Annotated in this window: 19 protein-coding genes; 10 read left to right on the top strand and 9 right to left on the bottom strand. The window is 50.2% G+C overall.

The annotated features are described in order from the left end of the window. Positions 1-157 precede the first annotated feature (157 nt). Positions 158-703, top strand: a complete 546-nt coding sequence (locus GWK09_RS08765; protein ID WP_163692817.1) for a DUF2911 domain-containing protein — start codon at positions 158-160, stop codon at positions 701-703. A 54-nt stretch (positions 704-757) separates the two neighbouring features. Here the strand turns inward: GWK09_RS08765 and GWK09_RS08760 are convergent, their stop codons facing one another. Then, complete coding sequence (locus GWK09_RS08760) at positions 758-2380, bottom strand: amidohydrolase (RefSeq protein WP_163692816.1); 1623 nt, start codon at positions 2378-2380, stop codon at positions 758-760. A gap of 94 nt (positions 2381-2474) precedes the next feature. Continuing rightward, positions 2475-3236: an NYN domain-containing protein gene (locus tag GWK09_RS08755; protein WP_163693423.1), complete on the bottom strand. Its 762-nt coding sequence runs from the start codon at positions 3234-3236 to the stop codon at positions 2475-2477. Between the two features lie 160 nt (positions 3237-3396). On the opposite strand from GWK09_RS08755, the gene GWK09_RS08750 reads away from it, so the two are divergent. After that, the gene (locus tag GWK09_RS08750) at positions 3397-4197 is read left to right on the top strand and encodes an NIPSNAP family protein (RefSeq protein WP_163692814.1); all 801 of its coding nucleotides are present in this window, start codon (positions 3397-3399) and stop codon (positions 4195-4197) included. Between the two features lie 9 nt (positions 4198-4206). Here GWK09_RS08750 and GWK09_RS08745 read toward each other — a convergent pair whose 3' ends face one another. The 3 genes from GWK09_RS08745 to GWK09_RS08735 form a co-directional block, all read right to left on the bottom strand. Beyond that, positions 4207-5307 carry an OmpA family protein gene (locus GWK09_RS08745; RefSeq protein WP_163692813.1) on the bottom strand — a complete coding sequence of 367 codons (1101 nt, stop codon included), beginning with the start codon at positions 5305-5307 and terminating at the stop codon, positions 4207-4209. A gap of 146 nt (positions 5308-5453) precedes the next feature. Next, on the bottom strand, positions 5454-7202 hold the full coding sequence (locus GWK09_RS08740; protein WP_163692811.1) for a TonB-dependent receptor: 1749 nt from the start codon (positions 7200-7202) through the stop codon (positions 5454-5456). 17 nt (positions 7203-7219) lie between these two features. Further along, positions 7220-10234, bottom strand: a complete 3015-nt coding sequence (locus tag GWK09_RS08735; RefSeq protein ID WP_394367574.1) for a tetratricopeptide repeat protein — start codon at positions 10232-10234, stop codon at positions 7220-7222. Positions 10235-10390: 156 nt separating this feature from the next. On the opposite strand from GWK09_RS08735, the gene GWK09_RS08730 reads away from it, so the two are divergent. From GWK09_RS08730 to ppgK, 6 genes are all read left to right on the top strand, one after another. Continuing rightward, positions 10391-11074, top strand: a complete 684-nt coding sequence (locus GWK09_RS08730; protein WP_163692807.1) for a cell division ATP-binding protein FtsE — start codon at positions 10391-10393, stop codon at positions 11072-11074. A gap of 80 nt (positions 11075-11154) precedes the next feature. Beyond that, positions 11155-12816 carry an aryl-sulfate sulfotransferase gene (locus tag GWK09_RS08725; protein WP_163692805.1) on the top strand — a complete coding sequence of 554 codons (1662 nt, stop codon included), beginning with the start codon at positions 11155-11157 and terminating at the stop codon, positions 12814-12816. A gap of 25 nt (positions 12817-12841) precedes the next feature. Then, complete coding sequence (locus tag GWK09_RS08720; RefSeq protein ID WP_163692803.1) at positions 12842-13522, top strand: sulfotransferase family protein; 681 nt, start codon at positions 12842-12844, stop codon at positions 13520-13522. A 73-nt stretch (positions 13523-13595) separates the two neighbouring features. Beyond that, a complete protein-coding gene (locus tag GWK09_RS08715; RefSeq protein ID WP_163692801.1) occupies positions 13596-14777 on the top strand; it encodes an MFS transporter in 1182 nt (393 codons plus the stop codon). 12 nt (positions 14778-14789) lie between these two features. Further along, entirely contained in the window at positions 14790-15602 is an 813-nt protein-coding gene (locus GWK09_RS14960; RefSeq protein ID WP_204260418.1) for an NUDIX hydrolase, read from the top strand. 82 nt (positions 15603-15684) lie between these two features. Further along, positions 15685-16437, top strand: a complete 753-nt coding sequence (gene ppgK, locus GWK09_RS08705; RefSeq protein WP_163692799.1) for a polyphosphate--glucose phosphotransferase — start codon at positions 15685-15687, stop codon at positions 16435-16437. Between the two features lie 37 nt (positions 16438-16474). Here the strand turns inward: ppgK and typA are convergent, their stop codons facing one another. Continuing rightward, a complete protein-coding gene (gene typA / locus GWK09_RS08700; RefSeq protein WP_163692798.1) occupies positions 16475-18310 on the bottom strand; it encodes a translational GTPase TypA in 1836 nt (611 codons plus the stop codon). A gap of 111 nt (positions 18311-18421) precedes the next feature. On the opposite strand from typA, the gene kdsA reads away from it, so the two are divergent. After that, a complete protein-coding gene (gene kdsA / locus GWK09_RS08695) occupies positions 18422-19243 on the top strand; it encodes a 3-deoxy-8-phosphooctulonate synthase (protein ID WP_163693421.1) in 822 nt (273 codons plus the stop codon). 11 nt (positions 19244-19254) lie between these two features. Here kdsA and GWK09_RS08690 read toward each other — a convergent pair whose 3' ends face one another. Next, the gene (locus tag GWK09_RS08690) at positions 19255-19614 is read right to left on the bottom strand and encodes a DUF1801 domain-containing protein (protein ID WP_163692796.1); all 360 of its coding nucleotides are present in this window, start codon (positions 19612-19614) and stop codon (positions 19255-19257) included. A gap of 6 nt (positions 19615-19620) precedes the next feature. Then, positions 19621-19887, bottom strand: a complete 267-nt coding sequence (locus GWK09_RS08685; RefSeq protein ID WP_163692795.1) for a hypothetical protein — start codon at positions 19885-19887, stop codon at positions 19621-19623. A gap of 71 nt (positions 19888-19958) precedes the next feature. Between GWK09_RS08685 and GWK09_RS08680 the strand changes: the two genes are divergently transcribed. Next, entirely contained in the window at positions 19959-21077 is a 1119-nt protein-coding gene (locus tag GWK09_RS08680; RefSeq protein ID WP_163692793.1) for an Sb-PDE family phosphodiesterase, read from the top strand. Between the two features lie 6 nt (positions 21078-21083). On the opposite strand, the gene GWK09_RS08675 is transcribed toward GWK09_RS08680, so the two are convergent. Next, positions 21084-22286, bottom strand: coding sequence for an NAD(P)-dependent oxidoreductase (locus GWK09_RS08675; protein WP_163693420.1), 1203 nt, complete (start codon positions 22284-22286; stop codon positions 21084-21086). Between the last annotated feature and the right edge of the window lie 50 nt (positions 22287-22336).

The following is a 22336-nucleotide window of genomic DNA, read 5'->3' as shown; positions in this document are numbered from 1 at the left end:
ATGTTACTTAATTAAGAGTATTAAGTGAATATTGAAATGTTAATTTTCATTATTGATTACTCACAGAACGAAATGTAAGAAGTTCAAATTTTAACGACTCTTTATAAAAATCCAACAAGCATAGCGATTAGCTTTGAAGGAACTAAAAATCGAACTTATGAAAAATGTACTTACACTTACCTTATTGATGTGCGCCATGGTCTTTTCCGCTGAAATGGCTGCACAGGAATTCAGCGGCATGGACAAAAGTCCGATGGACATGGCCTCCTATCCCTCCGATTACAAGATCTCCGACAAGGCGGTCAGGGTGATCTACAGCAGGCCACAGCTCAAGGGACGCGACGTGGCCGACCTTGCCCCGGCCGGAAAGGTCTGGAGGACAGGCGCCAACGAAGCCGCTGAGATCACTTTTTACAAAGGAGCCACCATAGGCGGGAAGAATATTGAAGCAGGTACGTATTCTCTCTTCACCATCCCGGGGGAGAACGAATGGACCATTGTGCTGAACAAGAACTTGAATCAGTGGGGATCCTATTTTTACCAGGATTCAGGAGACGTAGCCCGCGTTCAGGCCAAAGTTTCCAAGGGAGATGAATCCCTGGATGCTTTTTCCATGACTTTCCAGGAAGTGGATGGCGGTGTTCACCTCGTTATGGGCTGGGGTACCGAAAGGGTGGCTGTCCCTATCACGTTTGTGATGTAATTGTTTTACCTGGAAATAAAAAAGCCGGAGCTCTCGCTTCGGCTTTTTATTTTCCTACTTTTTCCTTTCCCCTCCAATATAGACCTGCTCGGCCTTCAGTTCAGAGACTTGGTTAAGGGGAACGGTCATGATATCCCCGCTCAGCACCACAAAATCAGCAAACTTTCCGGGTTCCAGACTGCCTTTTTCATCTTCCTCAAAATTGGAATAGGCAGCCCATATGGTCATCCCTTTCAGGGTTTCTTCCCTGCTAAGCGCATCTTTGATCTGAAAACCTCCCTCGGGATAGCCCTCGAGGTCCTGCCTGCCTACAGATGCATAAAATGTAAGGAAGGGGCTCACCTGCTCTACCGGAAAATCAGTGCCCAGGGCTACCATCCCGGCCTTATCCAGAAGGGTTTTAAATGCATAGGCGCCTTTCACGCGTTCCTCGCCCAGCCTGTCCTCGGCCCAGTACATATCGCTGGTGGCGTGGGTAGGCTGAACGGATGGGATGATCCCTTCTTTGAAGTAGTCGAAGTCGGCCTCCGTGATCACCTGGGCGTGTTCGATCTTCCACCTCCTGTCCTGCTTTCCTTCCAGGGCTTTTTTATACGCGCGCAGCACGGCTATGTTGGCCGAGTCCCCAATGGCATGTGTATTCATCTGGTAGTCCGTGGTGGCCAGACGCATGGCAAGGGCTTCGATATCCTCTACAGGGGTGACCATGGCCCCGAAATGCCCGGGCTGGTCAGAATAGGGCTCCCTCAGGGCCGCTCCCCTTGAACCCAGGGCACCATCCCCGTAGACCTTTACAGAACGCACATTGAGCCTGTCATTTTTAATGATCCCCACGTTGAGGAAATGATCCAGGTTCCCGGGCGTATTACTAACCATGGCATAGACCCTGATGGAAAGGTCTCCCGTTTGCTGGAGGCTGTCTATGAGTTCGATCGTATTCCGCATCAGGCCGGCATCGTTCACCGTGGTCAGGCCGTAGTCCAGGCAGATCCCTTCGGCATCCTGCAGAGCCTTGATGTCCATCTCCCTGGTCGGGGGAGGGACGATGGCGTCGATCATGTACATGGGGTTGTCTACCAGGACCCCTGTGATCTTCCCGTCCTTTTTGATGATCTCCCCACCGGAAACTTTGGTCTCCGCGGTGATCCCTGCCAGGTCAAGGGCTTTCTGATTCACGAGATAGGCATGCCCGTCTACCCTTTCCAGGGCCACCGGCGTTTCGGGAAATAGCCTATCCAGTTCTTCTTTGGTCGGGAACTCCTTCACTTCCCAGTCGTTCTGGTCCCATCCCCTTCCCTGTATGAAATTGGAAGGATTCTTTTCCTGAAAGTCCCGGACGCGCTCAAGCACCTCCTGATAACTGCTTGTCCCAACGAGGTTTACCTTCAGCTGGTTCAGGCCCAGGCCGTAGAAGTGGCAATGGGCATCTATGAATCCGGGGATCACAGTCTTCCCGCCAAGATCCATCACTTCCTTGCCTTCATACGCCTTTGTAATATCTTCCGAACGGCCTACAGCCAGTATCTTCCCATCCCTGATCGCCATGGCCTCAGCCTTGTCAAAGGATTCATTTACGGTATACAGGTTGGCGTTGATCACCAGCAGATCTGCCGGTTCTTTAGGGGACTGACAGGATGCGATGATCAGTGCGAGGGATAGAAGGAATGTCTTTTTCATATTTGGATTTTTCACGGATGCAGGATCTTACGATCTCAGGCTTCCAAAAATAGTGAATTCACCAGATACAAAGGTAAGGTGGTGGAGGGATAACTTATTTTCGGGAACCCCGCCCTTTTTTTTCCTTGATCTTTACATAGATCAGTTTTTTGCGGCCTTTGGCATCCTCACGCCTCTCGACGTCGAATTCCCCCAGGGCGCTGATCAGGGGCGTCAGCTTCTGGTACCCGTAGTTCCTGGAGTCGAAATTGGGTTGTTTCTTCTGCAGCAGGCTCCCCACATCGCCCAGGAATGCCCAGCCGTCATCATCTGCGACATCATCGACGGTATCCGTGATCAGCTGAATGTCTTTGCGGGTGATCTTGTCGACCCCGCTCTTCTTGCCCGACCTGCTGTCTTCCGGATCCGAGGAGATCTCTTCCGACTGCTTTTTCAGAATCTCAATATAAATAAACCTGTCGCAAGCCACGATAAAAGGATCCGGTGTTTTCTTCTCGCCGATCCCGAAGACCATCATCCCGGCTTCCCTGAGACGGGTGGCCAGGCGGGTGAAATCGCTGTCGCTGCTCACCAGGCAGAACCCCTGCACCTTGCCGGAGTACAAAATATCCATGGCGTCGATGATCATGGCAGAATCCGTGGCGTTCTTCCCTGCCGTATACCCGTATTGCTGTACAGGGGTGATCGCATTCTCCAGCAAAACCTTCTTCCATTTCCCCAGGCGGGGGTTCGTCCAGTCGCCATAGATCCTCTTGATAGTGGGATTGCCGTACTTCGCGATCTCTTCCATCATTTCCTTGACATAGGCGGAAGGGATATTATCCCCGTCTATCAACACTGCTAAATTCAGGTCCATGGATTCCTTAATTTTCGTAAAGGTCGTCATTCTGCGATAATTACCCTTGTTTCGTCTCAAGAATATCCTTTAGACTCCCCGGAAAAAGGCAAGAAATAGGCTGTGCATAGGAAATAGACAGAAAATCGAGTATGTTTGAGAATCATCCACCTTAACTCCCATGAAAAAAACACATATCCTGATCGGGTTCCTTCTCCTTGCTTCCTCAACGATTTTAATACAATGCAGCCCATCCAAGAAGGAGGATGCCTCACATCAGAGTTTATTTGAATTGAGGGTCTACCACCTCACCGATGCGGAACAGGAAGGGCAATTGGATTCCTATCTCGAACACGCCCTGATCCCCGCTATGAAAAGAAATGGCCTAAAGGATATAGGGGTTTTTAAAAATATCCCCTCGGAACAGGACAGCACCCAAAAGGTCTATTTGCTATACGCATTCAAGGGCCTCAAAGGATTCGGCGAATTAGGGGAAGCTCTTTCAAAAGACTCTGTCCTGCAGAAAGATGGACAGTCATTCATTAATGCTCCTTATGATGCACCGCCCTATGAGAGGCTGGAGGTCATAATCATGAAACCGTTTAAGGAAATGCCCTACCTGCGTCCTTCCTCCGTTACCGGAGAAAGAGACAAAAGGGTATATGAACTCCGGAGCTATGAGTCCCCAACAGAAGCTCTCTTCCAGAATAAAGTGGAAATGTTCAATGAAGGGGGTGAGGTCACACTTTTTGAAGATGTCGGGTTCCATGCTGTATTCTACGGGGAAGTTATAGCAGGATCCAGGATGCCTAACCTCATGTACATGACCACGTTCAAAGATATGGCATCCAGAGACTCATTATGGAAAGTCTTTTTTGACACTTCAAAATGGAATGAATTGTGGAACAATCCTTATTATGCCAATAATGTGAATAAGGCAGATATTTTGCTGCTTTACCCGACATCCTACTCAGACTACTAAACATGGTTTTTACATCCTGGTGAGGATGAATTCCACCCTCCTGTTCTGTTGCCTGCCCTCGGGAGTTGCGTTATCCGCAACGGGAAGGCTGCCTCCATGGCCCTTCCAGGAGATGCGGGCCTCAGGCAGTCCCAGGCCCGTAAAATAGTCGACCACAGCCTTACACCGGTTCCCTGACAGTTTCATATTGTATTCCGGCAGCCCAATCCCATCCGTATGCCCGTGAATGACAATATGCAGAGTCGGGTCTGCCATCAGGAAATCAAAGGTCTCCTTCAGGTATTCCCTGGCAGAATCCAGGAGGTGGTATTCGTCGAAATCGAACAATACGTGCTGGAAGAGGTGGGGAGTGTTCAGGCTTGGGGTACTTTCGCCAGCCGTCCGCCCGGCAATAACTCCGGTTTTCCCATTATCGGGAGGCATCAACGAAACCATGTCCACATAGTAATAGGCCCCCTGTTTTGCATCCTTCTTGATGAGAAATTTACGCGTGCGCGCGTTGTTCTTAAAATTCCCAAGGGTCATGTACCTTTCCCCTCCACTGGCCGTGTAAGAGGTGGTGACCAGCATCCATTCTTTCTTGTCGTTGGCAAAGTGTGAGTACCCTATCTCCACGTAGCTGAAGGGGTTATTGGGGTCCGAATAGAGATGGTGTTTGGAAAGGTCTTTCTGGATCTCAAACTGCAGGGGTTCATTGGAAAAGACGACCCCAAAGGCGTTGATGGCAAAATCCGACCGCTCGGCCAGGCTCACAAAGAAACTCAGCTCATAGGTGACTCCCTCCACCAGGGGCGATGACAACGTAGCCTGCATGTATTCCCGGTAGTCATTCGGAGCGTAGAGGTAGAATCCGGCATACCCCTGTCCAAAATCTGCAAGCTGGGTTCCGTTGAAGTTCTCAGGGGTACCCATAGCATCGCTGCATCCGTGAAAATAATCCGTAGAACCAAGGGTAGGTGTAGTCCAGCTCACGAGGTCCGTGTTAAAGTTGCCCAGTTTTTCAGGGCATGCCCTGTGTTCCTCGAAACTGGGGTTGAGCACCAGGTTCTGCCCAAAAGCCACTCCGGTCCCGATCAGGAGGAAACAAATAAGTGAAAACAGCCCTTTCATCCCTGGGTTTTCTTCCCATAAAAGTAAGGATTGTATCCTTTCCGGACCTCGAATACCCCCGTGCGTCGCCTAAAAGTCGACCAAAGGGCCTCTGTCAGCCTTAATTGGTGTCTGAAAGCGCGAAGAAGGCTTACGCCATGTACTCCTTAAAAATCAAATTTATAGGTAAGACCTGCCAGGACCTGGAAGCTTTGGACCCTGAAATTCGCCCACCGCTGGTAATCGTTGTTCGCCAGGTTACTTGCCCGTGCATACACCGATAGCTGATCGCTAAAGCGGTACCCCAGGTGGACATTCGCGTCAAAATAACTGTCGAGCGTCAGGATGGTCGAAGTAAAATCCGAAGGTGGTGTATTAGGCGCCGCCACCGAAAAGAGGTCCTCCCGTTCGCCCACGTAGAAAAGGGAGGCTCCGGCGTACCAACGTTCATCGATCTGCACATCCATAAAAAGGGACCCTTCCACATTGGGGAGGTTCCAGGCAGGGTTGTCGGTCTCTGTATCGTAATCCCGCACGGAGGCGTTGACACCCAGGGAAAAATTCCGGCTGATATCCAGGTTGAGTTCCCCGAAAACACTCAGGGTCTTTACATCGTCGTAAAATAATTCGAAGGAATTCCCATAGGTATACCCTTTATCATCATCCCTGAAATCGTTCTGTGGGTTGAGTTTAAAGAGGGGCTTTCGGTTTTCTGCGCTGTAAGAACCCCTGACATCATAACTCAGATTTGGTAAGAGCTGTCCTTTGAAGCCGATGCGCGCATCGTATTGCCGGTCTGTGGGTTGTACAGTCAGGGTTGGGGATACAAAGGGATTCTCCTCGGAGAAATCCGCATAGGAGTTCTGCCTCAATTCCCCTTTTACACTTCCATAGATGATGACAAGATCTTCCAGCAGTTCATAGGTTGCCGATACCTGTGGGTAGATATAGAAGTTGCTGTCACTGTTCTCCACATCCATTCCGTAAACGAGCTGGGCTCCCAGCCTGAGGCTGAGCTGGTCCTGTTCGATGAGGATACTGGGGCTGATCCCCGCCTGGAACAGAGAATAATTGATCCCCGCGGTATTCGCCGTATTGTTGACATCGGCATTGGCAAACTCTCCCCCCACATAGTCCACCAGAATCCCGAGGGAGAAGGAATCCTGACTCAAAGGGAATTCAAGGTTGGTGGTGAGATAGGCCCTGTTCTCTGCCGAGGAGACCTCATCCCAGAATCGCTTTACCTTGAATTCACCACTTCCCAGGACAGATTCGCTCTGTTCGAAGCGGGCACCCAGTTCCGCGCTGTAGTATTGCTGTTGTTCGTCTATCCCTGCAATGGTCGCCTCGTCAAAGACCCCCTCGGGTATCCCATACCAGTTGTAAAGGCGATGGCTGCCACCTCCAAAAAGTCCCCAGCTGCCATCACGGCCCTTATTGGAATAACTGAGGTTCAGGGCCGTATTGTAGAAATCCGTATCCAAAGGAGTGAAATCCAGATCTCCCCGAGAGGAGAAATGGTTGAGACCTACATCCACTCTTTGATTTCCCCTATCAAAGTCACGACTGGTGTAGAAATCCAGGAGGGCATTGTTAAAATTACCCAGCCCAAAGGAAAGGGAAGAGTTGTACAGTTTTTCCGGGGCCGATTTCTGGACTGTGGCCGCTTTTCCCTTGGCCGGTACGAAGGTGGAAGCCACCGGGACGGAGAATATGCTGTACTGTATCTTCTTTTTTGTGAGAATGATGGAATCGCTCATCACGGGTACTGACCTGATCTTAAAGGCATCTGAAATGGTAGGGGTATACGATTTGACTACCGTCACCGTTTCAGTTCCCAGGTCCCTTTCCTGGGCGGAAACCCCTAAAATTGCGCTGAAAACTATACTGAAGGCGAATAAAATCTTTCTGGCCATAATACACTTGCGTTAATTTAATTCTCGTTGGGGTTTACGGAAGCGTTCTTTTCGGCCTCCCTGGCCTTGATCTTCCCCAGTTCTTCTTTGGCTCTTGACTGGATTTCGGGATACTGGGAGAAATTGCCAATCACACTTTCCAGGATGTAGGTCGCCTGGAAGGCATCCCCCAACGCATAAAAATTCTGGGCCATCAAGATGAGTCCCTTTCCTCCCCATTCCTTGTAGATTGAATATTCCCTGGCGAGTTTTTGAACGGCCGTATTGCTCTCCTCAAGTGCCCCGCGTTTCTGTTTGAAATAGGCATCGTGATACAGGGCTTCGGCAGCAATGATCCCGGTAGCGATCTTTAACACCCGGCCATAAGCCTCTTCGGCCCTGGATTCGTCTCCCGTCCTCATGGCCGACCTGGCGATCATTACCTGTGCATCACTCCGGATCCTGTCGTCTATCCCAACGGTAGCCAGGACCTTGTCTGCATAGGCCAGTGTCTTCTGGTATTCCTGCTGTCCGTAGTACAACCTCATCAGGTTTTGCTGGGCATAGGTTCGGTTTTGGGGGATGTCGGCCGAACTTTCGAGGCGGAGAAGGTATTCCATGGCCTTGGCGTTATCTCCCTTAGCCAGAAGCAATTCACAGGTCCTCGTCAGCGCCTGTTCCTTGTATTCGTTGCCCCCGCGGTCTGCGACATAGCGGTAATGCGGCAGGGCCTCGTCCATTTTCCCCTCACCAAAATAAAGCTGGGCAAGCTTGAAGTGCGCATCTGCGATGTGCCTGCCGGATGGAAAATCCCTGATATAGTTCTCAAACCCACGGATAGCAGCCTCCTTGCGGTTCTCCAGGTTTTGCTGTTCTGCAGATTCATAAGTGGCATTGTCCAGATCTGCATCAGACACTTCCACAAAATCCAGGTTCCTGACCCAGGCTGCGTATTCGTTCACGCGCCCCATGTCCATATACACCAGTTTTGCCGTGTTCACGGCCTGTACCGCTTCCTCCGACCTTGGGTACTTGCTCACCACCGCCCTGAATTGAGACAGGGCCTCTTCATTCCTGTTGGCGTTGTAATGGACCAGGCCCTGCCTCAGGAGTGCCTCGGGAACCAGTTTGCTGCCGTTGTAAGTGTCAACCAGCTCAGCGTAAGCCCTCAGGCCTTCCTGTTCCTTGTTTTCCCTTACGTAGGTGTTCCCCAGTTCAAAAAGGACGTCGTCATTCAGGGTGGATGAGGGATAACGGGATTTGAAGTCTTTCAGTTCGGTGATCTTGGTCTCGTTCCTGCCCATAAATCCATAGCTGATAGCCCTTTGAAAAGCCGCGTAATCCTTCTCCGACCCATTGGCGGAGATATAGCGGGAATAGGCCTTTACCGCTGGGTCGTATTCCCTGGTCACAAAGTAGCAATCTCCCAGGCGTACCACCGCATCCTGTCCCTTAAGGTCTCCTGAATTCTTGTTCTCGAAGTTCCGGAAATACGGAATGGCAGAATTATAGTCCCTGAGTTTAAAATAGGTATAGGCCAGGTTGTAATCCAGCTCCCTGAACTCCACGGTACCGGAAGCTACCGGGCTCTGCTGGAAACGTATGAAATCCAACAGGGCCTGGTCAAAGCGGTTGAGCAGGTACTCGGCTTCCCCTTTCCAGTATCTCGATCTGGCTGTAAACACGGCATCCGCATCGCTCTTTACAGCCCGATCCAGCACCTCAACGGTCTCTGCGTAATCCCCTTCCGTAAAAAGTTCCATGCCCCTGAAAAAGGCGACTTTCTGGTAGGTCGACTTATTGGCGAAATTCCTGTTTTCTTCCAGTAATTCCAGCGCTCCCTTGAAATTCCTCGAGGTCAGGTAGGAATCCACTAGGAGATCCTGGACCTCCGTCCTGTGCTCGTCTTTGGGATACTTTTCCAGGTAGGCCATCAGTACATCGGTAACCGGTTCATAGGCATTCCCGATCTCGTAGCTCAGCCTTGCGTAGTTGAGCAGGGCGTCCTTTTGAATCTCAGTTGAAAAATCCATCTGGGAGGCATTCCTGAAGGCGTTCAGGGCCTCCTGTTTCTTGTCTAGCTCGAGGTAACACTCAGCCAGGTGGTAATAGGCATTTTGGGCTACCGGATCCTTCCCCCCTATGATCTTATTGAACTGTAGGATGGCATTGGCGTAGTCTTTCTGCTGATAATAGCAATATCCGAGCTGGTAGAAATCCGTATTGTTCCACTTACCCTGTTTTCCTCGGTAGGCTTCCAGGTGGGGAATGGCCTCTGCGTATTGTTTGAGGTTGAAATAACTCTCGCCTATGATCTTGTGCAACTCGGAAACTTCCTGTCTGTCTGAAACGGGGAGTTGTTTTTTGGCAAGAGCAATGGCTTCTTCGAAATTCCCGAGTTTGAAATTCAGGTCGGCCTGAAAATACGAGAGTTTTTCGTCCAGGAGATTCTGGTCGGTGATCTGGTCGAATCGCTGGCTCGCCCCTTCGTAATCATCCTGCTGATAGGCGATAAACCCGAGGTAATATTTCGCCTGGGCCCCGTATTTGGCCGAATTGGAGACCTTGTTGAAATAGGCCTTGGCTTCTTCGGGCTTCTTGGCCGCATAGAGGGAATACCCCATATTAAAATGATAACGATCCCGGTCCTTGTAAGGGACTGTACCAGGCTCCACCTTCTGATACCATTTCAGCGCATAGGGATATTTCCCATTCTCAAAATAATAGTCCGCAACATCCAGGAAGGCTGCATCCCTCTTGGTAGAGGTGGGGTAGTTCTCCACAAATTCCTCCATAAGCCGGTCTGCACCCACCTGATTCAGGCGCACGGCCGCATTGGCCGCATAATAGGCACTGTTGGCTGCGGTGCTTTCGTTTTGGGTCTGGGAACCTATCTTTTCGAACAGGGTCTGGGCCGACTGATATTGGCGATTATTGTACAATTCCAGAGCCTCCCGGAACATCCGGTCTTCATCCGTGTAGATCCCTGATTCCTGGGCGTGGCTGATGAGCAGCAGTCCGAGGGCCACCAGGGTTATGGCAGTCTTTATCATTCGCATAGTGTTCTAGAGCTCTTGAGAATTACCGTATTTGACTTAGTAACGGCAAATATCAACCGGCAGTATAATAGAATCAAAGAAAAAGTTTTTTAGGACGTCCTCCCTTTTAATCCTGCAGAACTTATTACTTTTATATCAACAAAAAGTAAGATGGAAGAACCCGTTTTAAGCCTTAAGGAAGTAGCTGTTTACCAGAAGGAGAACCTGGTCCTCAAGGACGTCAATCTCGAAGTGACGAAAGGTGAATTCGTGTATCTCATCGGCAAGACCGGGAGCGGGAAGAGCAGTTTTATGAAAACCTTATATGCAGACCTTCCCCTGAAACACGGACACGGAAGGGTTGTAGGGTTTAACCTGAAAACACTGGAGGAGAAGGACATCCCGTACCTCAGAAGAAAACTCGGGGTGGTATTCCAGGATTTCAAATTGCTCCCGGACAGGAATATCCAGAAGAACCTTCTTTTTGTCCTGAAGGCAACCGGTTGGAAAGACCCTGCCCTCATGAATGCCAGGATAGAGGAGGTACTGGAGAAGGTCGGGATGAAGACCAAGGGGTTCAAATTCCCCCACGAACTCTCGGGAGGGGAACAGCAAAGGGTAGCCATCGCACGCGCCCTGCTCAACGATCCGGAACTCATCCTGGCAGATGAACCTACCGGCAACCTCGATCCCCAGACCAGCGTGGAAGTGATGAAGGTCCTCCAGGAAATCAACAAGACCGGGCGCACTATTTTGATGGCCACCCACGACTATGCCCTCATCCTGAAGTATCCCTCCAAGACCCTCAAATGCGACGGGGCCAAGGTATTTGAGGTCGTACAAAAAGCGGTCTGATTACCATCCTTTCCGCGGTGATTTCTTGTCAAGATCAAGGAAAAAACCGTATCTTTCCCTACAGACCAACCAAAACCAACATGAGAACGATTTCTTTCGCTTGCTCCCTCCTGCTCCTTTCCTTACTTTCTTGTAAAACAGACACTCCTCCAAAGGCCGAAGTGGCTGCCACGGAGGTCCGGCAATGGAATCCGGAAGATGTACGGAGCATGTCCGGAGCCCTGGCCGAACGCGGCCTTATATACGATTCGGAAGAGGACACAGAAGGCTATGTCCTCTACGAACCCCCAACCGGCACCTTTACTTTTTTGGTAGACAAACAGGGAGAAGTGGTTCACACGTGGGAATCAGAGCTCAATTCCATGAACTCTTACCTCCAGCCTAACGGCCACCTTATCCGGATGGAAAGGGAGGAGAACTTTACAACCTTTGCGGCCGGCGGCCAATCCGGCAGGATACGGGAATACGACTGGGATGGCAACCTGGTATGGGATTTCGAATATTTCAGTGAAACCTACCTCACCCACCACGATATGGAGATCATGCCCAACGGGCATATCCTTGCGATTTCCTATGACGCCCTGAGCAAAGAAGAGGCCATAGAAGCTGGTATGGATCCCGAACACGTGCCCAATGCGGGTATCTGGCTCGACAAGATCATAGAAATTGAACCCACACGGCCCAAAGGAGGCAAGATCGTCTGGGAATGGAGGATGCGCGACCATCTCGTACAGGAGTTGTATCCGGATAAGAAGAATTACGGAAAGGTAGCAGAGCATCCCCGAAAACTCAACATCAATACTCACAGCGCAGAGGCCGGCTCACCTATGAGCGCTGAACGCATAGAAGAGATGAAGAAAATGGGCTTCCTGACCTCCAATGCAACCGTAGATAACCAGGGATCGGACGTGACCCATACCAATGCCGTGTCCTACAACCCGGAACTGGATCAGATCGTCATCAGTGTCCCGGGTTATGGGGAGATCCTCGTGATCGACCACAGTACCACCACAAAGGAAGCCAAAGGAAGCTCAGGAGGGCGATGGGGACACGGAGGCGAACTGCTTTACCGATGGGGGAATCCGGCCAATTACGGAAAAGGCTCGAAGGAAGACCAAAAACTCTTCGGCCAGCACGACAGCAAATGGATTCCTAAAGGATATCCCGGAGAAGGCAACCTGATGGTCTACAACAACGATATCCCGCATCCCGATAATAAATTGCCCAATATGTGGGCCTCCCTGGCAGGGAATATGACCCCGGCAATGGATGTGGCCATAGGGGATGTAGGGAATTATTCTGCTGTATTTCAATGGGCGATTCCTTCTGATGATAATGGGAATTACGAGCTCGGTGAGGGTGGGACATTTGGCCCTAATGAGCCCGACTGGACGTATAAAGCCCCGGATCTTTATTCTATGTATTCAGCCTTCATCTCGGGAGCTCATAGATTGAAGAACGGGCATACATTTATCACCCAGGGTATGCAGGGCAGGCTTATAGAAGTGGATGAGAACGGTAAGAAGGTATGGGAGTACTGGACACCCTACAAATTCGATTACACCCTGCCTGACGGATCTCCTGCACAACCCACAGGACCCTTTATTTTTGGGCTTTTCAGAGCCACTTTATACCCAAAAGAACATCCGGCATTTGCGGGCAAAACCCTCAATCCGGTGATCCCCCAGCCAGAACCCTTTGTTCTGGAAGTACCTGCCAACCAGGAAGAACCCGTACAATAATACATACAACCAAAAACAATTCGACATGTCAATTAAAATCATCGGAGCCGGTTTCCCAAGGACAGGAACCACAACGCTTAAGCAATCCCTCGAAATGCTGGGGTTCAACCATGTATATCACATGAAGGAACTCCTGGTAAATCCCCATAACCTCCATTACTGGAAAACCCTTTCTGAGACCGGAGATACCGACTGGGACGGTCTCTACAAAGGATACGATGCCACCGTGGATTTTCCCGGATATCCCTGGTACAAGGAACACATGAAACGTTACCCGGATGCCAAGGTGATCCTCACCGTTAGGGATTTTGAGGCCTGGTACAAGAGCGTGGACAGTACAGTTTTCAGGGCTGGACCCCAAACACCAGGGGAAAAGTTAAAAATGATGGGCAAGCTCCTCTTCAGCAGCCGGGCACGGAATGTGGTAAAGTGCATCAAGTTCTTTAAAAAAACATTTTTTGCGGGGGAGATGAGTGGACAGTTCGAAGACAAGGCGCATGCTAAAAAGGTATGGGAAAATCACCTGGCGGAGGTGAAGAACTATGTCCCGAAAGAAAAATTACTGGTGTACGACGTCCGTGACGGATGGGCACCCCTCTGTAAATTCCTGGGGGTTGATGAGCCCTCAGAGGAATTGCCACATCTCAATAAAAAGGAAAATTTCAAACAGATGCTTCCCAAGCTGATGAAAGGGGAGATGGCCTGATCCTGGTCCTTTAAAATACCATTCCCTAACCCATGGGCCGTTTTTGCAGATCCGGCCCTTAAAGACCCTTTGTATGAAATCCGAGACCTGGCAGGTAAAGGCGACCTTGTTGCTGGTGAGCAGCCTCACGATCATGTCCATGATCACCGTCTCGGCCTCTTTGCCCGATATGACCCGATCCTTTTCGGATGTCCCTAACAGTGAGGGGCTTGTGAAATTATCCCTGTCCTTTCCCGGCCTTTTTATCGCCCTGAGTGCCATGTTGGCGGGGATCGTTATTGACAGGACAGGCCGACTCAAATTACTGGGCATTGCGCTGGTCCTCTTTGCGATCGGGGGCACCTCTGGGTACTGGCTGGACGATCTGTATGGTATCCTGGCCGGAAGGGCACTTCTCGGTATATCAGTGGGTATTTCTATGACGATCGTAACGACCTTGGTAGCCGATTATTACCAGGGTAAGTCGAGGCAACAGTTCGCAGGGTTGCAGATCGCTGTGATGTCGCTCGCCGGCATCCTCTTTATCACCCTGGGAGGGGTGCTGGCCGATGTCGGTTGGAGGGTCCCTTTCCTGCTCTATTTCTTCTCCCTCTTGATACTGCCGGCAGTTTCCCTGTACCTGAAGGAACCTAAAAGGGAAGTAAAGACCTCAGAGACCGTTAAGGGGATACAATCCCCCCGTATTATCTGGCTCATCTTTGTCAATGTGATGCTCATGTGGATCATTTTCTTTATTATCCCGGTCCAGATCCCATTTTACCTCAAGGAAATCGGCGTGGAAAAGAATGCCATGATAGGGATCGCTATAGCGGCAAGCACCTTGTTCTCTGCCGTATCCTCCTTTTCATACAGCCGGATCAGGGACAAGCTCGGATTCCGGCAGATATTTGCCCTGGGATATTTCCTTATGGCCCTGGCCTTTGCCGCCATGGCAATGGGAAATTCATACGCCGTGGTACTCCTTGGAACACTGCTGGCAGGATTGGGCATGGGGCTGATGATCCCGAACGCCAATCTGTGGGTCATGCACCTGGCACCCCAGGAGATCCGTGGAAAAGAGATCGGCAGGCTCACCACATTCTGGTTCCTCGGGCAGTTCCTCTCCCCTCTTGTGCTCCTTCCCGTTCTGAATTACCTCTCCCTGTCTCGCCTGTTTTACATCCTCGCCTTGGTCCTTTTGGGTCTTACTCTTATCTTTCTGATGTGGTACTGGATCCATAAAAGATCTTTGGCGACCACCGATGCACAGAATTAAAGAGGTCGATTCTTGATACGGAAGAAAAAACAGGAAACCCCAGACAAGAAAATACACCCCCTGCTCGGGGTCCTGCTCTTTTTGATCTCCCTGGTCCTGCTGGTCTTCACAGGCCCTATCGGCTTTCTATATGGACTTTTCCACCAGCTGTTCAGAAAGGGAATCACGGGAGTGGGGGAATATTTACTGAAGATCGCCATTTCCATAGACCAACTTGGCAATGTGCTCATGCAACACCTCCTCAACCTCCTCTGGGTGCGGAAAGGCGGCTACCCTTTCGGCAACCGGGATGAGACGATCTCCAGTGCCCTGGGAAGGAATAAAAAACTGGGCATGCTCACCGGCTTTGGGAAATTCATCGACGGATTCCTGGATGCGATCGACCCAAACCATTCGCTCAACTCCATCGACTATTACGTGGAACCTTCACAGAACGTCATAGACAAACTGGGGTGGGTTCTGGTGAGGGACAAAAAAGTACTGTGCGTAAGAAGTATGGACAAGACGCTGTTCTATATTCCCGGTGGGAAAAGGGAAATAGGGGAATCCGACATCCTGGCGCTGAGCAGGGAGATCCGGGAAGAATTAAAGGTTTCCCTGAAAACAGAAAGCTTCCTCTTCCTCGGTTCTTTTGAAGCACAGGCCGATGAAAAACCTCCCGGTGTATTTGTCCGAATCCGCTGTTACGAAGCCGGGTTCTCAGGCGAACTGCAGCCCGCCTCAGAGATCGCAGAGATGAAATGGCTGGCTTTTCCGGAGAGGGAACAGCTATCTGCCGTGGGGAAACTCATTTTTGATCATCTGAGAGAGGAAGAGAGGATCTAGGTTCATTATCATTTCATCTCTTTGTTTTTATTACTTTTATGGCCGACTAACCAGGCGAGATTCGCCTACTGACACAGTTCGTATGACAGTTTTGGGAATAGACATCGGAGGATCGGGAATGAAAGGTGCCCTGGTAGATTCGGTAACCGGGGAGATGCTGACAGAACGGTTCCGGATCCCCACTCCTGAATCCCGCAAACCCAAACCCATGGCCAAAGTGGTAAGGCAGATCGTTGAGCACTTTGACTATCAAGGGCCGATCGGTTGTGGCTTCCCCACCACCTTGAGGCACGGTGTCTGCAAGTCCAGAGGCAACCTCCACAAGAAATGGGTCAACGTGAATGTAAAGGAACTTTTCACCGAGGCCACAGGCTTGCCCGTCACGGTGATCAATGACGCGGATGCTGCCGGCTATGCCACCATGAATTACGGGGTGGGGAGAGGTAAAAAAGGTTTTGTAGTGATGATCACCATAGGTACGGGCCTGGGCAGTGGTGCTTTCTGGGATGGAGAACTCATCCCGAATTTCGAGCTGGGTCAGATCCCATATAAAGAATTCGACAAGATCGAGACCTGGGCCGCAGCCTCTGCGAAGGAGAATGAGAACCTCACCTATGAGGAATGGGGTAAGCGGTTCAATACCTTCCTGCAATACGTAGAGATCCTGGTCTCCCCGGATCTGATCATCCTGGGAGGAGGCACCTCCAAGGATTTTGATGAATACAAGGATTTTATCACCATTGAGACCCCGGTCATCCCTGCCGGGCTGCAGAACCACGCCGGGATCATCGGAGCCGCAGCCGCAGCCATACACCACCCGATCACCCTGGATTGAAAGAACACAAAAAAAGCGCCGAGTTGGCGCTTTTTTATTACTTGTTCCGCTTGCGGTCCACCTCTTTCAGGTGGATCTTCCTCAGGCGGATGTGCTTTGGGGTCACTTCCACATATTCATCTTTCTGGATGTATTCCAGAGCTTCCTCCAGGGAAAATTTGATGGCAGGTACGATCTTGGCTTTATCATCTGCCCCTGAAGAACGAACGTTGGATAATTTTTTGGTCTTTGTGACATTGACCGTCATATCATCCCCCCTTGAGTTCTCTCCAATGACCTGTCCTTCGTAGATATCCTCACCCGGATCTACAAAGAATCTTCCCCTTTCCTGTAATTTATCAATGGAATAAGGGATAGCTTTCCCATTCTCCATGGAAACAAGAGAACCATTCTGCCTCTGGGGAATATCGCCTTTCATGGGCTGATATTCCAGAAAGCGATGTGTCATGATAGCTTCCCCGGCAGTTGCGGTCAACAATTGGTTTCGAAGACCAATGATCCCTCTTGAGGGAATCAGGAATTCACAAACCATCCGTTCGCCTTTAGATTCCATACTTACCATTTCGCCTTTTCGCATGGCAACCATTTCCACAGCCCTTCCGGATACTTCCTCAGGCAAGTCGATGGTCAGTTGTTCAATAGGCTCGCATTTAACCCCGTCAAATTCGCGAATGATGACCTGGGGCTGCCCGATCTGAAGTTCATAGCCTTCCCTTCTCATGGTTTCGATCAGAACAGACAAGTGGAGTACCCCACGGCCATAAACCATGAATTTATCCGCACTGTCTGTTTCTTCCACCCTGAGGGCCAGGTTTTTTTCCAGTTCTCTCTCCAGGCGTTCTTTGATATGCCTTGAGGTCACGAATTTTCCATCCTTCCCAAAGAAAGGACTATCGTTGATGGTGAACAACATACTCATGGTAGGCTCATCAATGGCGATGGTCTTCAGGCCTTCCGGATTTTCGCTATCGGCAACGGTATCCCCTATATCAAATCCTTCCAAGCCTACGATCGCGCAGATATCTCCTGTGGTTACTTCTGAAACCTTGATTTTACCCAGGCCTTCAAAAGTGTACAATTCCTTTATTTTGGACTTTACCTTGGTACCATCCCTTTTTATGAGAACGATCTGCTGTCCTTCCTTCAGACTGCCCCTTTGTAGCCGTCCAATGGCTATTCGACCGGTGAAGGAAGAATAATCCAGGGAGGTGATCAGCATCTGTGTATTCCCTTGTTCAGGTTTAAATTCAGGGATGTGTTCAATAACCATTTCCAGTAAAGGCTCAATGGTTTCAGTAGGTTTCTTCCAGTCCTCACCCATCCAATTGTGCTTGGCAGAGCCGTAGACCACAGGGAAATCGAGCTGCCATTCTTCGGCCCCCAGTTCGAACATGAGGTCGAATACCTTCTCGTGCACCTCCTCAGGGGTACAGTTCTCCTTGTCTACCTTGTTGATCACCACACAGGGTTTCAGCCCAAGGCTCAATGCCTTCTGCAGCACAAAACGGGTCTGTGGCATCGGCCCTTCAAAGGCATCCACCAACAAGAGGACCCCGTCGGCCATATTGAGTACCCGTTCCACTTCCCCACCAAAATCGGCGTGGCCGGGAGTATCTATGATATTGATCTTGGTACCCTTGTAGGTTACCGATACGTTCTTGGAAACGATGGTGATCCCCCTTTCCCGCTCCAGGTCGTTGTTGTCGAGGATGAGGTCTCCGGTCTTTTCGTTCTCGCGGAAGAGTTGGCAAAAATGCAGGATCTTGTCTACCAGGGTGGTCTTACCGTGGTCTACGTGGGCAATGATGGCAATATTTTTAGTCACAGTTGTCTTCTTGTTTTGAGCGCGCAAAGATACTGCTATTTTCGGCATTGGGTACTAAAGTTGTGCTTTTTTTAGCAGACTGGTTCTGAGGGGGTTCCGTATTGAATTCCTTTCCGGATAAGTGGCCCCAAATTCCTACCTTTGCCGAAAATATTTTCCATGGATTTTACCCGGGTCCCACAGCTCAAACATCAAAACAGCGGTCAATTCTTCCTGCTATCAGGTCCCTGTGCCATTGAAGGGGAAGATATGGCTCTGCGGATCGCTGAGCATATTGTAAAAGTCACCGACAAGCTTAAAATACCCTATGTCTTCAAAGGAAGTTTTAAAAAGGCCAACAGAAGCAGGGTGGATTCCTTTATGGGGATAGGAGATGAAAAAGCCCTGAAAATCCTGAGAAAGGTCTCTGAGACGTTTGAAGTCCCTACCATAACGGACATACACGAGGTATCCGATGCTACCATGGCGGCAGAATACGTGGATGTACTTCAGATTCCAGCCTTTTTGGTCCGCCAGACCGACCTGGTCGTTGCCGCGGCCCATACGGGGAAGGTCGTTAACCTGAAAAAGGGCCAGTTCATGAGTCCGGAAAGTATGAAGCACGCAGTAGCAAAGGTCACGGATTCAGGAAATGAACAAGTGATCATCACGGACCGGGGAACGATGTTCGGCTATCAGGATATGATCGTCGACTTCAGGGGTGTTCCTACCATGAAGCAATATGCACCCGTGGTCCTGGATGTGACCCATTCCCTCCAGCAACCCAACCAGTCTTCCGGGGTTACCGGGGGAAGGCCCGCCCTGATCGGCACGATGGCAAGAGCAGGGATTGCCGCAGGAGTGGACGGTCTTTTTATGGAAACACACTTCGATCCGGCCAATGCCAAGAGTGACGGGGCCAATATGCTTCCGCTTGACAAACTGGAGAAACTGCTTACCGATCTGACTAAATTAAGAAGTACGATCAACAGCCTGGACTAAGCATCCGTTGCTCAGCGGTAAAATTTTTTATGCCTGACCTGATAGGCCTCTTTAAGGACGTCGGTCAACACCTTATCATCGATCTCTTCCAGGGAACGGTACCGCAGGGATTTCATCACTTTTCGTCCTTCGGTCACCATGAGTTCTGTATGGACCGTCAGGTAGGCGGCCTTAAAAAATCCTATATCGACGTAATCTTTAGAGCGGTTGAGATAACAGAACGGCTTTCCCTCCAGGTAGAAAAATGGGATACGCCATTTGTATTTCAAATCGACCGCGGGAATGGTTTGCTGCACTACAGACTGGAGGTGAAGTAAAATCGCCCTGTACGGTTCCGGTTGTTCCAGGATATACGAAGAGGCAGGATCCACGATGGGTCAGGTACAACAGAAGGTGTTGATCTCTTTTTCAAAATCGCCCTCGATCCTGCGGGAGAAACGCGCAGGTGTTTCAGGAGAGATCGTAATGTTCTTAGTGATCAGGTCCACATCGAAGTGGAAACAGGAAAAGTCACCATTGCATTCATTTTCCAGCCTGGCCATGAGGAATTTGGTTATTTTCGGGCGGAGCTGGTATTCCAGTTCTATGCAATATCGCCGGATGCTTTCATCCAACTCATTGGAAAGGATCCAATTGAATTTCACGTGGGATGTTCCTTTAAGAACTTGAAATATATTAATTTCCATCAAAAAGCATTCAATTAATCTCAAAAATCATGAAGTATCCTTCCTTTCTTATTTTAATAGCTCTCTTATGGTCCGGAGACGCAAATTCACAAGATCACCAGCACGCCTATGGCAAAGCCCTCACTTTCCCGGATATTCCCGGTTTTAAGACCCTGAAATGTGATCTCCACCAGCATACCGTCTTTTCCGACGGGGAGGTATGGCCGTCTATCAGGGTTATGGAAGCACTGAGGGAAGGGCTGGATGCCATCTCCCTTACGGAACACCTCGAATATCAACCTCACAGGGAAGACATCCCGCATCCGGACCGCAACCGGTCCTATCAACTGGCCCTGGAGGAAGCCCGGGACCATGACCTGCTGATCATTCACGGTTCGGAGATCACGAGGAATGCCCCCATAGGACATAGCAATGCCATTTTTATATCGGATGCGAACGCACTACTGGATGAAAATGCAGAAGTACCCTTCAGGGAAGCAAAAAAGCAAGGTGCCTTCGTATTCTGGAATCATCCCGCCTGGTATGCACAAAATCCGGATGGCAACCCCATCCTGAGTGATTTTCAGCGAACCCGGATCAAAAATGGAGAATTGCACGGGATTGAGGTGATCAATACGTTTGATTATGCGGAGGAATCCCTGGCCCTGGCCCTGGAGCACAATCTCACCATCATGGGGACGAGCGATATTCACGGGTTGATCGACTGGGATTATCTGGAAAAGGGAAACCACCGGCCGGTTACCCTGGTCTTCGCAAAGGAAAGGAGCGCTCGAAGCCTGAGAGAAGCCCTCTTTGAAGGGCGTACTGTGGCGGTTTACAATTCTCTGTTTGTGGGAAGGCCAGAATTCCTGGTACCCCTACTCAAGGCCTGTATAAAGATCCACAGGGTAGCTTACATCCCAAATACGGATATCCTGGAGGTAGAACTCGAAAATAGTTCTAGCAGCGATCTCCTTTTTGAAAACCAGATGGGGTACACCTTTTACAGTAAGCCACCTGTTTTTGAGATTCCAGCCGGGAAGAAGATCCTTTTGCAGATCAAGACCTTGGAGAGGAAGGGGAAGTTGGATCTGCGGTTAAAGGCCCTTGGGGCGTACACGGCCCCGAAGACACAACCGGTGGTGACCTGGGAACTCCTTCCTGAATAGAGGGGATTACTTCCCGTCTACGTAGTCCTGGAGGTAGGCATATCTGGGAGTAAGCCTTCCGTTTTCTGTCATCCTTGCCCTTTCGAGAATACCTTCGGCATCCCCGTTGAAAAAGGAAGGGATCACGTGGTCCACAAAGGTCTCCCCGAACCCTACACTGGCGTCCCTGGGCAACTCGGCAGGCAGGTTGTCTACAGCCATGACAGCGATCGCCCGGGGATTGAGGTAATCCGTTTCGACCTCATTTTCAGGGTCATATCCATAGATGGGATCGGCAATGGTAGAAGCTCTCAGGGTGGATGCCACGGGTCCGTCTATGTCGCAGCTGATATCGGCCACCACGCGGATCTTGAAACCGGGATCCTTCGCATCTTCCCTGGTGAAGAGGTAAGGTGCTCCCTGTCCGTAAAAATGGCCAGCGATGTAGAGATCAGAGACCCTGGCAAACCGCATGAAGGTGGATTCATAGGCTTCCGGATGGTCAAAGAAATCCTGCATGGGTAAATCCTGCCCGTCCCTTCGCCTATTGTAATCGAGCACATCGATCTGGCAAAAGACGGGGACTTCAAAATTCTTTCCGAGATAGTCAGCAACAGAAATCTCTTTAAGTCCCATTCCCTCTAATATCTCTTTCGCCCCGTTGCCTACCCTTCCCTTCCCTGTGAGCAGGATTTTTACCGGGGGTACATCTACTTTCTTCAACTCCCGGATCAGGGATTCCCTGTCTTTCAGGGTCTCTGCCTTCGGGATCTCAAAGGTGCCGGTTTTGAGTCCAAGTGCCCTCATACCGTTATAGGATCCCACGATCCCTGCATAGCGGCCAAATGCCACAAGGCGGATGCCTTTGTTATTGGTGATCACCTCGTGGTCATAAAGCTCTATGTTCTTTTCCAGGATGGCTCTCAGTAATTTTCGGTTATAGGGTTGTTTTTTGATGGTATGGGAGAAGAAGAAATATTTCTTGTTCGGGATCAGGGCCTCGATGGGTACCTCTTTAACCCCTATGAGTACATCACAGTCCGAAACAGAATCGGATACAGGAATACCGGCCTGTCGATATTCCTGATCCGCAAAGACTCGAATTGGGGAGGATTCCACCGTTATTTCAGCCTCCGGAAAGGACTTCAGGACTTTTTGACAGGCTCCCGGTGACAGGACCACCCTTTTATCAGGGGGGTTTTTGCGTTCCCTGATGATTCCGAAATGTATCATAGGATTTGGTATGGAATTTGCTCAAAATTACACGGAATTAAGGCGGT

This window comes from Muriicola jejuensis, assembly GCF_010671595.1.
In the GTDB taxonomy this organism is placed as follows: Bacteria; Bacteroidota; Bacteroidia; order Flavobacteriales; family Flavobacteriaceae; genus Muriicola; species Muriicola jejuensis.
Note: the sequence above shows the minus strand (reverse complement) of the source record. Positions and strands in the feature narration are given on the sequence as shown.